Origin of the sequence: Pseudomonas laurylsulfatiphila (assembly GCF_002934665.1) — a bacterium.
GTDB lineage: Bacteria > Pseudomonadota > Gammaproteobacteria > Pseudomonadales > Pseudomonadaceae > Aquipseudomonas > Aquipseudomonas laurylsulfatiphila.
The window spans coordinates 241,585-255,304 of the sequence record NZ_NIRS01000001.1; the positions used below are offsets into that span (position 1 = coordinate 241,585).

Consider the following 13,720-nt stretch of genomic DNA (forward strand, 5'->3'; position numbering starts at 1 on the left):
TTTAAAGCCTTACGCCACGCCGACGAAATCGCTCGCTGTCAGGGCGACATGCCCGACCAGATCGATTTGGAAATCAGCGCCATTACCGTTGTTGACATTGCCCTCCACATACGTGTGATCAACCCCGCCGACATTGGCGAAGTGGTACTTCAATTGCGCTTGGTTACTGAACTCCGTGCCGACACCATTCCACTCGCCGAGGAAGGCAAAGTCCTGATTACCGGCGGAACCTGCGCCGGAGGTCCGGGCATCGATCTGAGACAGATCGATGTGGTCAGCTCCCTGCGCAAAGTCAGTGATCACATCGCGGCTTGCGGTCGAAGTGCCCGAGTCGTTGATGGCGCTGAACATAAAGATGTCCGCCCCCGCCCCACCAGTCAGAATGTCGCGGTTGCCATTGCCGGTCAGTGTGTCAGTGCCGCCTCCACCACTGAGGGTGTCGATTCCGCCTTGCCCGGTCAGGGCATTGTTGGCGTTATTGCCGGTCAAGCTGTTGGTGCCGTTGCTGCCGAGAACATTCTCGATGCCGCTCAAGGTGTCGTTACCGGTTTGCGAACTGCTCGCCAGGCCAGTAGTCAGATTGACCGTGGCGTTGGCCGAGGTCCCCGACAGGTCGTAGGTATCGCTGTCGCCACCACCGTCGTAGCTGTCATTGCCGTCATTGGCCGACGCCCGGAAGGTGTCGTTGCCAAGACCACCAAACAGGCTGTCAATGCCTTGCCCGCCAATCAGCGTGTCGTTACCGCTGCCACCGTCCATCCAGTCATTACCGCCCTGGCCCTGCAGCAGGTTATTCGCGCCGTCGCCCTGGATGTGATCATTGCCGGAGCTACCGGTGACGTTCTCGATGCCGGTCAGGGTGTCGTTGCCGGTCTGGGTGCTGGTTGATGTGCCGACGAGCAAATCGACCGTGGCCGACGCCGATGTGGCCGATAAGTCATAGGTGTCGGTACCCGTGCCGCCGTCATAGTGGTCGTTGCCGTCGTTCAACGATGCCAGCAGCGTATCGTTGCCTGCCTCGCCAAAGACGGAGTCGTTGCCGGCCATGCCGCTAAGTTGGTTGTTACCGGTATTGCCGTGGATGACGTTGTCCAGCCCGTTACCCGTGCCGTGACTGTTGTTCGACCCCAGCAATGTCAGGTTCTCGACGTTGGCACCCAGGGTGTAGCTGACCGAGGACATGACCGTGTCGGTGCCTTCGTTCAGATTTTCCTGAACCGTATCGCCATTGGCATCCACCCTGTAGATATCGTTACCGGCGTTCCCCCGCATCGTGTCGTTACCGCTGCCGCCGTCGAGCAAGTCGGAGCCCAGGCCACCATTAAGGACGTCGTTGCCCGAATAGCCCATCAGGATGTCCTGATAGTTGGTGCCATTGAGCGTGTTGCCGAAGAAGTTGGTGCCTTCGATGAAGCGCCCTACCGCTTCCGAAGGGGCGGACGTCAGTTGTTCCACTGTGCCGTTGTTGTCGGTGTAAGTGGTGATGACCCGTAGCTGCTGGCCGAACTGCGCCGAGGTGGGCGCAAAGGTCGAAGCATTCGCCCCGGTAATACTGATCCAGGCCGCGCCCACCAGTGCTTGCCATTGGAAGGTGAACCCGCTGGGCCCAGGCAGGCCGTCGGCGTCCTGTATGGTCGAGGTATTGGCGGTAAGCCGGTATTGAGCCGGCACCGGACGGCCAGGTGTGGTCGGCGCAGTAGCAAACCCCGACAGCACCACATTGCCGGTTGGCAGACTGTTGGTGATGTTCAGGTTGACTGTGCGGTCGGCGAAACGCAGTTTTTCAATGCCAGTCACGATGTCGGTGCCATCGATATTCGCCGCGCCGACCCGCAAATCCACCACTTTGAACGCCGTGATCAACTCGCCACCCGGCCGGGTGTCGGTGAACTTGGTGATGCTGTAGTCGGCAAAATTGCCACTGTACAGCGCTTCATCGGCTGCGCCGTCGGCCGTGCCTGGAGCTGCGTGGTTGTCACCCAGAATGAAGTCCGGACGGGTCGCTTGCAGGCCCGTAAAGTGCTGGGCAACCCCCTGACTGGCGAGCAAGTGATTCAGATCGGCGAGTTTGATCGAGTCACCGACGATAACGTCATTACCGCCATTACCTTGGGAGACATCATTGCCACTGCCGCCAATCAACCAGTTTTCCGTGGCATTACCGATCAGACCCGCCAGAGGGTTGGCCGGGGTCGTCGTGTTTGGGCGGCTATCACTGAAGCGTGAACCGATCAAACCCTCAATGTCTGTCAGCAAGGCGTTGAACGGCTGGAACAGCACAGCGGTGCCCGGCGCCGCCACGATGTTCTGGTTGTTAAGGTCCGCGGCCGCATCCAGGGCAATGTTCACATCGCTGAAGGCCGCGATATCGAAGCCCACATCGCCAATGGCTTCATCACCGTCACCTTGACCCGGAGCGCCACCCAGGCCGGGCAACAGAATGTCGTCACCGGCACCTCCGAACTCCTGGTCACCCGTGGAACCGCCGGAAATGATGTCATCGCCGTCCTCACCGAACAGAATATCCGGGCCATCGCCACCGTAGATCTCGTCGTTACCGTCTCCGCCATGCACCAGATCAGTGTCGCCGCCGGCATCGATGTAGTCATTGCCAGCGCCACCGTACAACTCGTCGATCCCGGCTTCACCGTAGAGGTGATCGTTACCGTTACCGCCAATCACCACATCGAGGGCACCTGCGCTGGTCCCGGCATAAATGGTGTCGTCCCCTTCACCGCCATCGAGGAAGTCTTCGATATCACCGCCGTAGATCACATCGTTGCCGTCACCGCCATAGATATGGTCGGCACCGGCCTTGCCATCGAGAATGTCATCGCCACCTTCGCCATAGATCGTATCGTCGCCATCGCCAGCGTCGAGCCAGTCGTTGTAGTCGGTGCCAGACAATACTTCGTGCGAGTTGTAGCCCACTGCCGCAGTGCCATCAGGGTTCTGGCCCTGGTCCGGACGGTAGTCACGGATATAGGTTTGAGCGGTATGCGTTTCCGGATTGGTCAGGCTGACCAGCAAGCCATTACCGCCAATCCCGCCCGTGCCACCGGTTGAGTAAACGCCGACATGGTTCGCCGCAATCAGCGTGCCGTATTTGTGCTCGCTCTTGTACGCCGTCGCACTCGCGCCGGAGTCGGTGTTGCTCAGTTCGATGTAGCTGTCGGCGTAACCGAATACATCACCGGCCAGGTGCCGGGCATCGGTGGTGCGTTCAATGATGTCCTTGAATTGCTCGGTCACTACCTGTTCGTTGAGGTTGGTCATCGCCGGCAAGCCGAGGTCGAGGCGGAACAGGTAATAGAAACGGTCGCCATCCATCAACCGTTCCATCTGATCCTCGAAGATAGCGTTGAAGGTGGTGCCCAGTTGCCCGGTGTAGACGTGTTTTTCCGCGAGGCCACCGATCCACAGATCAATCGCGTTGTAGCCGTCGTAACCGGCCACATGATTGCCGTTGGCATCTGCCGCACCGGAAAGGAAATAGGCCGCCTCTTCAGCCGTGACGCTGCCACCGGCATAGTTGGTGGTAACACCTGAGGTATCGGCATCAATGATGGCTTGGGCATGGGCCACGTCACCATCAAATGAATAGGCAGCGATGAAGTTCACCAATGACTCGGGGTGAATCATGTTGTTGGCGAAGTCACTCCAACTGGTATAAGGCGTCAAGCCATCCACGATCAGGTTCGTGTGATGCTGCGCGCCTGCCGGTGACGCCCTTTCCTCGATGAGCGCATCGTGAATCTGCTGACGCGCCTGGTTCAGGGTAGGCAGGCCCAAGTCGCGACCACGAGCCAGGTTGATGGTCGCCAGGTCCAGCGGCTGACCGAGCAGGCCTTGTTGCAAAGCCGGGGTGACAAATTCGTCGATCTCATTGCTGATCTGCCGGGTCATGCCCAAAGCAATGGCCGTCGGCCCTACCTCGGCAAAACCGCCGGGATTGAGGAACGCCTGCTCTAGTGCATAGTGGGTGATCGCACCGGTCAGGTCATAACCGCCACTGGCATTTTTCTCCAGGGCATCGATGGTTTCGCGCAGTTGCGAGTGACCGAAACGGAACGCTGCCTGGCCGTACTCGAGCGAAATATTGGCGTTGATGCCCGAGTCATAGGTCACGAACTCTGGCAAATCCGGGGTGATCAGCCGGGCGTACTGGTCAATCGCAACGTGCTGGTATTCCATTTCCACGGTCAGTTTGGCGGCGTAGAACAGTTTGTCCTGGTCCCAGGACACCGTAAGGCCATCCGCCTGGGTGAAATTGCCGTTGGCATCGGTATAAAAACCACCACTGCCATTGCTGACCTGCACCTGCCAGTTGTGACGCACGTTAACGTCAGTCTGTGCCAGCACTTCGTCTTGCAGATTGATCAGTTGTACGTTGTGGTCTTCATGGAAGACGTGATGGATCGCGGTCAGGCCAAAGTTTTCGTTGACCCTGCCGTCACCGGCAATGTAGTGGTCACCCACCGATTGCAGCAGCAGTTCGTTGGCCACCGCGTAATCGGCACTGCCCGCAGCGGCACTGATGGAGAAGTCGGCAAAATTGACAAAACTGAACAGGTTTTTCGGTCCGGAATTATCGTAATTGATGACCATCCCGAAGGGGTTGTTCGCGTCGAAGGTAATACTGGTGATATGCGCATCCAGAGACATCAGTTTCGCTTGGTCGATATGCAGATCATCGAAGTGCGGATTCATGTCCAGAAGGATCGCCTCACGGGTGTACACCGCTTGCACGCCGGGAGTGCCGGGGTCTGCATCCAACACGTGACCGTTGGCATCGCGCACGCGGAAGTTGGCGACGTCATCCCAGGTCAGATCGTCACGGCCGGTTGCCTGCACATGAGCGCGCAGTTCGCTCAGGGTCGGGAGAGTCTGGTGGGTCAATACGCCATTGAGGGTCCAGGCCGCGTCATTACTCAAGGTGGTGCCATCGAACAGCGCTGCACCAGCAATGAACTGCCCTGGATGATTTGGATCCGCCACCCACTGACGCAGCAATTGCGTCACCGCGTCATTGGAGCCATAAGTCTGGTTCTGGTCGATGTAGGGCGAGTCGAGGTTGACGTATTGCGCCTGCCCCTGCCCGTCCACTTCGCTGACGGAGGCCCGGTGTACCTTGATCGAGTACACAGGCTGCCCATCCGGACCGATCGAACCGTACAGCGGGTCGTCCGGCGCAAGGGGAATAGTGATCGTTGCGTTTTGATTGGGCTTGTTGATGAAGTCCAGCCCATGATCAAAGAACTGTCCAAACAGGGTGAACCAGCCAGTGGTCGACGGGTCGCCGGCGACAGTATTCTGGTTTCGGATGTAGTACTGGCCGGAGTCCGGCGACGTGGTATCGACTTCGCCAATGGTACCCAGGATTCCCGGATCCGTGACGATCGCAACCCCCGTGGCAGTGTGCTGTATATGCCCGTTGGCATCGGTGGCAAACGTCACTCCGCCACTGACGATGGTCTGGCTGATCATCCGTGGCGTGTAGTCCACCAGTGAAGCTGTCGGAAGGCTATACAGTGAACTACTGTCAATCATGGGTGTAGCGTCCACAGGGACACCCGCCCCCGTCAATGCGGAATTGCTCAGGTTCTGCTGGACGTAGTGTGTGTAGTCCGCATGGGTCAGGCGTATGAAGTTCTGGCCGAAACTGCCCCAGGCCTGCCCATCCAGAGTCATGTTATTGAAGTGCCCCGATACGTTGCGCAAGCCGATCGGGTCGCGGGCACCGTTGTACCAGATGGCTTCACCAAGAGGTGCGTCAAGCGGATTGAAACTTCCCAGCACGCCGAGCACATGGACACTACCATCCGAGCCCTGATAGCCGTAGAGCGGATCACCGGCGGCGTTATAACCGACGACATGAATGGTCGGAAAGGAAACCTGCTGATCAAGAAACGAAATATCTTTTTGATTGAGGGTGAAGCGCTTTAGCTCATACATGGCAATCTCCAGATCTACTTTGAGTTGCAGGGATTTCCAGCCGACATATCACTATGTTCAGGGAACCAGCCCGATGGAAAAAGATGCAAAAGTCGAATCAAAAAACGAGACTTTCATAGCGGACGAGACTGAGACTTTGGTCGGACCAGACTCTGTTTCCGATGTGGCTCGCAAGGGAATTTGGCGCACCCGGATAAAGGCCCAGACGCGCAAGCTGAGTCGCTCGGCCCAATTTGTCATTGCCGCGGCGGTGATCCTGGGGTTGACCATGTTCTTCGTCGGCAAACTGGTGAGCGAACGAATAGAAAGTGCTGCGGTGCAAAGCGCGGCAGAAGCAGGCGCCCACTACATGGAAGCGTTTCTGGAGCCCTATGTGCAGGAGATGGGGCGGGACGAAAGCCTCTCGGCTGAAAGTGTCAAATCCCTGGACCGCCTCATGGAAAACAGTTCGCTAAACCAGCACATTGTCTCGATCAAGATCTGGCGAGCGGATGGCATGGTGGTCTACAGCACGAATAAAGCCATCACCAATCGCGTCTTCCCAACAGACGAGATCACCGAGGCGCTCAAGGGAAACGTGGTCACCGACCTTGAAGAGCTGAGCCAGGATGAAAACGAGTTCGAGCGCAAACTCAACCTGCCGCTCTATGAGATCTACGCCCCCCTGCGGGATTTCAACTCAAGGAAAGTGATCGCGGTGGGCGAGTTTTATGAAAGGGCCGAAAGTCTGGAGCGTGAAATCAATCGCGTCCGACAGCAGGTATGGATAGTCGTCGGTGCCGCGACATTGGCGATGCTGACGCTGCTTTTTTTCATCGTGCGACGCGGCGACAATATTATCGAGCAACAACAAGTGGCACTGCGCTTACGGCTGATGGAGCAAACTCGCCTGCGCATCAGCAATGCCGCACTCCAGCGCAAAATGGCGACGGCGACCCAGGAGTTTTCCCGGATCAATGAACTCAACTTGCGGCGCATTGGTGCAGACCTGCACGATGGGCCGGCGCAGTTATTGACCTTGATTCTGATCTGGCTCGACGAGTTGGCCGATAACGGCTCGGCTGTCGATCAGGAGGCGCTGGAAACCATTCGTGGTGCCGCCACCGACGCATTGCGGGAGGTCCGCGATTTATCACGAGGTCTGGCACTTCCGGAAATCAACGACCTGAGTCTGGTGGAAGAGTTGCAACTGGTGGCGCAACGTCACGAGCAACGCACCGGCACCAGGGTCACCCTGGCCCTAGGGCCGCTACCAGAGGCCACGCCGCTGCCGCTCAAACTCTGTTTGTACCGTTTTGTCCAGGAAACCCTCAACAATGCTTACCGTCATGCCAACGGCGAGGGTCAGGTCATCCAGGCGCAATACATTGATCAGGTATTAAATATCAGCGTCAGGGATAGTGGTCCGGGTATGGCGGAGGATGCCATGCAACTCGATACATCCGGCAGAACCCGATTGGGGCTCGCCGGTTTGCGTTATCGCGTTGAATCGCTGGGCGGGTTGTTCAGTATCGACTCTTGTAACTCAGGGACGTCGGTCAATGCACAGTTCAAACTTTAGTCAGAAGCGGGTTCGGGCATCGACTGATGTTTTCCCTACGCCGATGTGAAATCGCCCGAGAGCTTCGCGCTCCCTGTAATAGCGTAGGGCCGCGACCGCTTCGACACGATTTCGGGCATGCAGTTTCTGCATCACACAGGTCATGTAGTGCTTGACGGTTTTTTCACTGATCAACAGCTTTGACGCAACCTCTCTATTGGTCAGTCCCTTGGAAACTTCATAAATAACCTGTTCCTCGCGCAGGGTCAGATCAAACGTGTGAATCTCCGCTGCGTGTGTCTTGAAGGTACTCAGCAGTTTGTTGACAAAATCAGGGGTGATATACGTCTGCCCCTTGGCAACCAACCGGATCGCCAAGACCAGTTCCGGTCCGCTGACACCTTTCAACACATACCCGAGCGCGCCGGCCTCCAGCGCCAAAAAAGCGTCATTTTCGGACTCTGAAACCGTCAGCATCAGCACCTTCACATCCGACAGTTCAGTGGAAATGAACCGCACCGCGGCGAAAACATCACCCGGCATATTGACGTCCATCAGCATCACATCCGGACGCACCCTCTGGGCAATTTCCCTGGCCTCATCCGCGTTGGCGCCCTGCTCCACGACCTGCAGATCCGCCCTTCTTTTCAATATGTTGGCAACGCCCTCACGCAACAACGGGTGGTCGTCGACAATGCAGATACGAATGAACGGATTCATGACGCGCTCCCGAAAGGATTAGCACTCGAACCACAGATCATTGATTAATAGCAGGAAACCCGAGATGACACCGGTCACCCGTCGTGTTTCCCAGGCTGCGGGCGTACGGAAATCAGACTTAAGTCTGATAAAAATCGATCATCAACAAACAATCGCCATTACAAATATACAAACATTTACACCGCAACCCATTGTTTTTAAACACCCATAAAAACGTCTAAAAACAGACAGCCTCATAAAACCCGGATACATCTTTATCCGACCAACAGTCGCTCTCCTACGCTCAGGATTCAGTGCGACAGGCACTCCACAAATCAAATTTTTCGACATTTTGCAGGTCAGGGATCAACCCGGACATACGACCGTGTAATGACCGAGCAATACATCTGTAGCCGAAAGGGGAGAACGTCTCGCGAACCAAGTGAATTGCGGACCAGCCCAATAATTGCGGACCAGAAACAAACAAGGGTTTGCATCAGCTTTCGCCCGCAAACCCTTGATTTTAGATGGTGCCCGAAGCCGGAATCGAACCGGCACGCCCTTACGAGCGGGGGATTTTAAGTCCCATGCGTCTACCAGTTTCGCCATTCGGGCGGTAGCGCGGTGAAGCGTCCAGGTTTTGCCAAATAACGATCCGGCAGTTCTGACGCCTGTGCAGCAGAGGTGGAAATATATACATCCCGCCCCGGTGAAGCAAGTTCGCAAATACCCTTTTCAAGACTAAATCTTGCAGGCAGCTGCGAATAAAAAAGCTCCGTAAATCATAGATCTACGGAGCTTGTTTATTAGTGGAGGCCGAGGTCGGAATCGAACCGGCGTAGGCGGATTTGCAATCCGCTGCATAACCATTTTGCTACTCGGCCTCAAAACATTTGATATCTAGTAGCGCGACATCAAATGCGTACAAACTTGGAGCGGGAAACGAGACTCGAACTCGCGACCCCGACCTTGGCAAGGTCGTGCTCTACCAACTGAGCTATTCCCGCGTCTTGGTGTGGCGCATTCTATAGAATCCAGAAGCCCCGTCAACCCTTTGATTCAAAAAAGTTTTATTTCTTTTCAACGTCGGTCTTCAGATGTGGCCAGGCAGCCCGCAGGTACTGGACCATCGACCACAAAGTCAGGCCGGCCGACACCATCAGCAAGGTGTAGCCCAGCAAGACCCAGAAACTGAAATCCTTGGGATTGGCCAGCAGGATCACCAACGCGAGCATTTGCGCGGCGGTTTTCCATTTGCCAAGGTTCGATACGGCGACGTGGGCACGCGCGCCCAGTTCGGCCATCCATTCGCGCAGGGCCGAGACGACAATCTCGCGACCGATGATCACGGCAGCCGGCAGCGTGAGCCACAGGTTTCCGTGTTCCTGCACCAACAGTACCAGTGCAACCGCGACCATCAGCTTGTCGGCAACCGGATCGAGAAAAGCCCCGAACGGTGTGCTTTGTTCCAGGCGGCGGGCCAGGTACCCGTCCAGCCAGTCGGTGGCTGCAGCAAAGGCGAAGACCGAGGCCGAAGCCAGGAAGCTCCAGTGGTAAGGCAGGTAGAACAGCAAAATGAAGATCGGAATGAGCAGAACGCGTAGAACGGTAATCAGATTAGGGATATTCATCGGCACAACTGGCTACGAGGTGAGGGGGCATTCTACTCGCTGTGCAGATTTGCATAAATCAACTCTGCGAGCTTTTTACTGATCCCGGGGGCTTTGGCAATTTCTTCGATGCTTGCACGAGACAGCTCCTGCAATCCACCAAAATGTTTCAACAAATCCCGCCGACGTGTTGGACCGACGCCAGCAACGCCTTCCAGTGTAGACGTGCGGCGGGTTTTTCCACGCCGGGCGCGGTGCCCGGTGATGGCAAATCTGTGGGCTTCGTCGCGAATCTGCTGGATCAGATGCAGCGCGGGTGAATCGCCGCGCAAGGTGAACTCATGCGCGGCGTCGTTCAGGTACAGGGTTTCGAAACCGGCCTTGCGCGTCGCGCCTTTTGCCACGCCGAGCAGGATCAGATCAGGTACTGCCAGTTCATCGAGCACGTCACGGGCCATGGACAACTGACCTTTACCGCCATCCACCAGCAGGATATCCGGCAGCTTGCCCTCCCCGTCCTTCAGTTTGCTGAAGCGCCGGGTCAACGCCTGGTGCATCGCCGCGTAATCATCGCCGGCCGTAACGCCTTCGATGTTGTACCGGCGGTAATCGGACTTGATCGGGCCTTCGGGGCCGAAGACCACGCAAGACGCCACTGTCGCCTCGCCACTGGAATGACTGATGTCGTAGCACTCCAGGCGTTGTGGAGGCTCATCCAGTTTCAGCACCTCGGCCAGCGCATCGAAGCGCGCCGTAATGTGCTGACGATTCGCCAGGCGCGCACTCAGCGCCTGCTCGGCATTGGTCACCGCCAATTGCTGCCAGCGCGCTCGCGTACCACGCACGCGATGGCTGATGGTCAGTTCACGACCGCGCAGCTCGTCGATGGCCGCGATCAGTGTTGGAAAGTCATCGTGGACCACATTGACGATCAACTCGCTGGGCAAGTCGCGTTCAGGGCTGCTAATGAAGTACTGACCAAGAAACGCGGCCATGACTTCAGAAACGTCTTCTTCAATACCGACTTGCGGGAAGAAGTTCTTGCTGCCCAACACCCGCCCGCCCCGCACGCTGATCAAGTGCACACAGGCACCACCTGGGTTGACGAACGCGGCGATCACATCGACGTCCCCGGTCCCGCCTTCCATGCTCTGTTGGTCCTGGACCCGGCGCAGCAACGCAATCTGGTCCCGCAGCTCGGCCGCTCGCTCGAACTCCAGGTTGATCGCCGCCTCTTCCATCCCGGCAGACAACTCGTCAGTCAGCGCGTTGCTGCGCCCCTCAAGAAACATCACCGAGTGGCGCACATCTTCGGCGTACACCTGAGGCTCCACCAGCCCGACGCAGGGCGCCTTGCAGCGTTTGATCTGGTATTGCAGGCAAGGACGGGTGCGGTTCTTGTAATAGCTGTCTTCGCATTGCCGAACGAAAAACGTCTTTTGCAGCAGGCTCAGGCTTTCGCGGATCGCGCCGGCGCTGGGGTAAGGACCGAAATATTTGCCCTTGGCCTTTTTCGCACCGCGATGAATGCTCAGGCGCGGAAACTCTCCGTCGGAGAGATAGACATAGGGGTAGGATTTGTCGTCGCGCAGCAGGATGTTATAGGGCGGGCGCCATTCCTTGATCAGCGTCTGCTCAAGCAGCAAGGCTTCGGTTTCGTTGGCCGTGATCGTCGTTTCGACCTGGGCGATACGCGCCACCAGTGCGGCAGTCTTGGGGGCTAGCCCGGTCTTGCGAAAGTAACTCGACAGGCGATTCTTGAGGTTTTTCGCCTTGCCGACGTAAAGCAACCGCGCTTCGCTGTCGAACATGCGGTACACGCCGGGGCGACCGCTGACGGTCGACAGAAAGGCGCTCGGATCAAAGGTTTCGGTCATTTTCAGAGGCTGGCGTCGACCATGCCATGACGCACCGCCAACAGCGTCAACTCGACATCACTGCTGATCGAAAGCTTTTCGAAGATGCGGTAACGGTAGGTGTTCACGGTTTTCGGGGACAGGCACAATTTGTCGGAAATGATCTGTACTTTCTGGCAGCCGACGATCATCAGCGCTATCTGGATTTCCCGCTCGGACAGGGCATCGAAAGGCGAGTCGTTGGTGGGCTGGAAGGACTTGATCGCCAGTTGCTGGGCAATTTGCGGGCTGATGTAGCGTTGCCCGGCAAACACCAGGCGGATGGCCTGGACCATTTCCGGCAAACCTGCCCCCTTGGTCAGGTACCCTGCCGCACCGGCTTGCAACAGCCGCGTAGGAAACGGGTCTTCTTCACACACGGTCACCGCGACGACCTTGATATCCGGATGACTGCGCAATAATTTGCGAGTGGCCTCAAGACCGCCGATACCCGGCATCTTGACGTCCATCAACACCACATCGGGTTTCAGCTCACGCGCCTTGAGCAGGGATTCTTCACCCGACTCGGCCTGGCCGACTACTTGCAGGCCATCGATGTCAGCCAGCATTCGTGTAATGCCTGTACGAACGAGATCATGGTCATCGACTACTAGCACCCTAATCAAGCAGACACCTCGCGATATGGTCTTATTGGGTTGCCAGACACCTTAGCAAAAAGCATCTGGCAGACCTAGCGGAAAGCATCAGATTAAAAGTTTCAATTCATCTTGAAAGGCCAGTCGCAAACGCGTTGCGGCAACGTCATGGACTGATATCAAGCTGCATTCTCAGGAAACATTCATCCTTACCCACCACTGTGAATCCTTTGCGCTCGTACAACGCCCGTGCCGGGTTATTTTCAAAAACCGTCAAGCGTAACGCCGGTCGCCGCTCCTGGTGCGCGACTGCCAGCACCTGATCGATTGCCCAGGAACCCATGCCCAGCCCGCGAAACGCTTCGACGACTTGCAGTTCGCGGATGTACAACGCTCTGGCATCACGGCTCAAGCTCACATAACCCAACAACTGATCGCCGCTTGTCAGCAAGCGGTTGTCCCGCCCTGCCCAGGCCACGTCAAAAGCTTCGTCCTGCCACATCAGGTCGTGCCGAATGTAGTAGCGCAGCATGTTTTTACAGGTCAGTTGGCGGGCGAAGGCCAGGTCCTCTGGCGTGGCCGCACGCCATGCGCAGTCCATCACGCCGGCTCCACGGCGACGACTGCCCCGCTCCAGCCCTCGCTGTTGCGCCGAGCCACAACCATCTGGCTGCCGGTACCGGTGGCGGCCGCAATCAACAAACCGTCCGACGCCCAGATCGCGCTACGTCCTGCCGACGCCCAGCCACCTGTCGCGCCACCATGATTGGCCATCAACACCACCATGGCGTGCTCCGCGGCATAGCCTTGCAGCAACGCGGTATCCGCGACGTAGCCGTTTTCCGTGATCAGCACGCCTGCGGCGTAGACACCTGCACCCTGGCACGCCGCAGCAGCCGCATGGCTGGCGTGGGAAAAGTCGGCGCAGACCGCTAGTGCAATCGTGTCTGTCCCGATGGTCAGGGGCTCACCCCCGGCGCCCGGTGCAAACACCACTTCTTCCCCAGGATGCAGATGCTGCTTGCTGTAGACCCCAAGCGAACCATCGGCCCCCAGCACCAGCGCACCAATTAGAACCGGCGAGTTATCCGACAGCCGAATCGGCATACCGACAACCGCCGTCACACCGACTGCCCGGGCGAGGTCCCGCAGCGGTTGCAGGATGGCGGCATCCGGCACAATGGCCAGCTCGTCCGCGAGCCCGCGTTCGTAGCCGGTCAGCGACAGCTCAGGGAATACCAGCAACTGCACGCCCTGCTCCGCGGCTGCCGCGATGAAGCGTTGGTGCCTGGCGATATTGCCGGCAAGGTCTCCGGCGATGGAGATCGATTGGGCTGCGGCGATGGTCAGCGGAAACATGAAGCGTCCTTGTGTCGATGTGTTTTGGAACAGACGCAGAGTTTGTCACAACCCGCAGGCCACTCA

The 13,720-nt window shown here is 57.5% G+C and carries 8 protein-coding genes and 3 tRNA genes; 1 reads left to right on the forward strand and 10 read right to left on the reverse strand.

Features of this window, described 5'->3' with window-relative positions; translation table 11 throughout:
• Window positions 1-9: 9 nt before the first annotated feature.
• Complete coding sequence (locus CD175_RS31835; protein WP_104447316.1) at window positions 10-5,955, reverse strand: peroxidase family protein; 5,946 nt, start codon at window positions 5,953-5,955, stop codon at window positions 10-12.
• 73 nt (window positions 5,956-6,028) lie between these two features.
• On the opposite strand from CD175_RS31835, the gene CD175_RS01095 reads away from it, so the two are divergent.
• Window positions 6,029-7,516, forward strand: a complete 1,488-nt coding sequence (locus CD175_RS01095; protein WP_104447317.1) for a sensor histidine kinase — start codon at window positions 6,029-6,031, stop codon at window positions 7,514-7,516.
• Here the strand turns inward: CD175_RS01095 and CD175_RS01100 are convergent, their stop codons facing one another.
• From CD175_RS01100 to CD175_RS01140, 9 genes are all read right to left on the reverse strand, one after another.
• The gene (locus CD175_RS01100) at window positions 7,517-8,215 is read right to left on the reverse strand and encodes a response regulator (protein ID WP_104447318.1); all 699 of its coding nucleotides are present in this window, start codon (window positions 8,213-8,215) and stop codon (window positions 7,517-7,519) included. It lies immediately after the preceding gene.
• Window positions 8,216-8,722: 507 nt separating this feature from the next.
• Window positions 8,723-8,809 (reverse strand) — tRNA-Leu (locus CD175_RS01105).
• Window positions 8,810-9,004: 195 nt separating this feature from the next.
• Window positions 9,005-9,078, reverse strand: a tRNA-Cys gene (locus CD175_RS01110).
• Between the two features lie 47 nt (window positions 9,079-9,125).
• Window positions 9,126-9,201, reverse strand: a tRNA-Gly gene (locus tag CD175_RS01115).
• Between the two features lie 63 nt (window positions 9,202-9,264).
• Window positions 9,265-9,825 (reverse strand): CDP-diacylglycerol--glycerol-3-phosphate 3-phosphatidyltransferase, encoded by a 561-nt coding sequence (gene pgsA, locus CD175_RS01120; protein WP_102702169.1) that lies wholly within the window; start codon window positions 9,823-9,825, stop codon window positions 9,265-9,267.
• A 32-nt stretch (window positions 9,826-9,857) separates the two neighbouring features.
• Complete coding sequence (gene uvrC / locus CD175_RS01125) at window positions 9,858-11,681, reverse strand: excinuclease ABC subunit UvrC (RefSeq protein WP_104447319.1); 1,824 nt, start codon at window positions 11,679-11,681, stop codon at window positions 9,858-9,860.
• A gap of 2 nt (window positions 11,682-11,683) precedes the next feature.
• Window positions 11,684-12,325: a response regulator transcription factor GacA gene (gene gacA / locus CD175_RS01130; RefSeq protein WP_008015884.1), complete on the reverse strand. Its 642-nt coding sequence runs from the start codon at window positions 12,323-12,325 to the stop codon at window positions 11,684-11,686.
• Window positions 12,326-12,461: 136 nt separating this feature from the next.
• Entirely contained in the window at window positions 12,462-12,896 is a 435-nt protein-coding gene (locus CD175_RS01135; protein WP_104447320.1) for a GNAT family N-acetyltransferase, read from the reverse strand.
• Window positions 12,896-13,654, reverse strand: a complete 759-nt coding sequence (locus tag CD175_RS01140; RefSeq protein ID WP_104447321.1) for a carbon-nitrogen hydrolase family protein — start codon at window positions 13,652-13,654, stop codon at window positions 12,896-12,898. Before CD175_RS01140 ends, CD175_RS01135 begins: the two co-directional genes overlap by 1 nt.
• Window positions 13,655-13,720 lie beyond the last annotated feature (66 nt).

What these genes read in the sequence shown, in the direction of transcription:
- CD175_RS31835 (WP_104447316.1), bottom strand. Translation starts at nt 5,955, where the DNA reads ATGTATGAGCTAAAGCGCTTCACCCTCAATCAAAAAGATATTTCGTTT.
- CD175_RS01095 (WP_104447317.1), top strand. Translation starts at nt 6,029, where the DNA reads ATGGAAAAAGATGCAAAAGTCGAATCAAAAAACGAGACTTTCATAGCG.
- CD175_RS01100 (WP_104447318.1), bottom strand. Translation starts at nt 8,215, where the DNA reads ATGAATCCGTTCATTCGTATCTGCATTGTCGACGACCACCCGTTGTTG.
- pgsA (WP_102702169.1), bottom strand. Translation starts at nt 9,825, where the DNA reads ATGAATATCCCTAATCTGATTACCGTTCTACGCGTTCTGCTCATTCCG.
- uvrC (WP_104447319.1), bottom strand. Translation starts at nt 11,681, where the DNA reads ATGACCGAAACCTTTGATCCGAGCGCCTTTCTGTCGACCGTCAGCGGT.
- CD175_RS01135 (WP_104447320.1), bottom strand. Translation starts at nt 12,896, where the DNA reads ATGGACTGCGCATGGCGTGCGGCCACGCCAGAGGACCTGGCCTTCGCC.
- CD175_RS01140 (WP_104447321.1), bottom strand. Translation starts at nt 13,654, where the DNA reads ATGTTTCCGCTGACCATCGCCGCAGCCCAATCGATCTCCATCGCCGGA.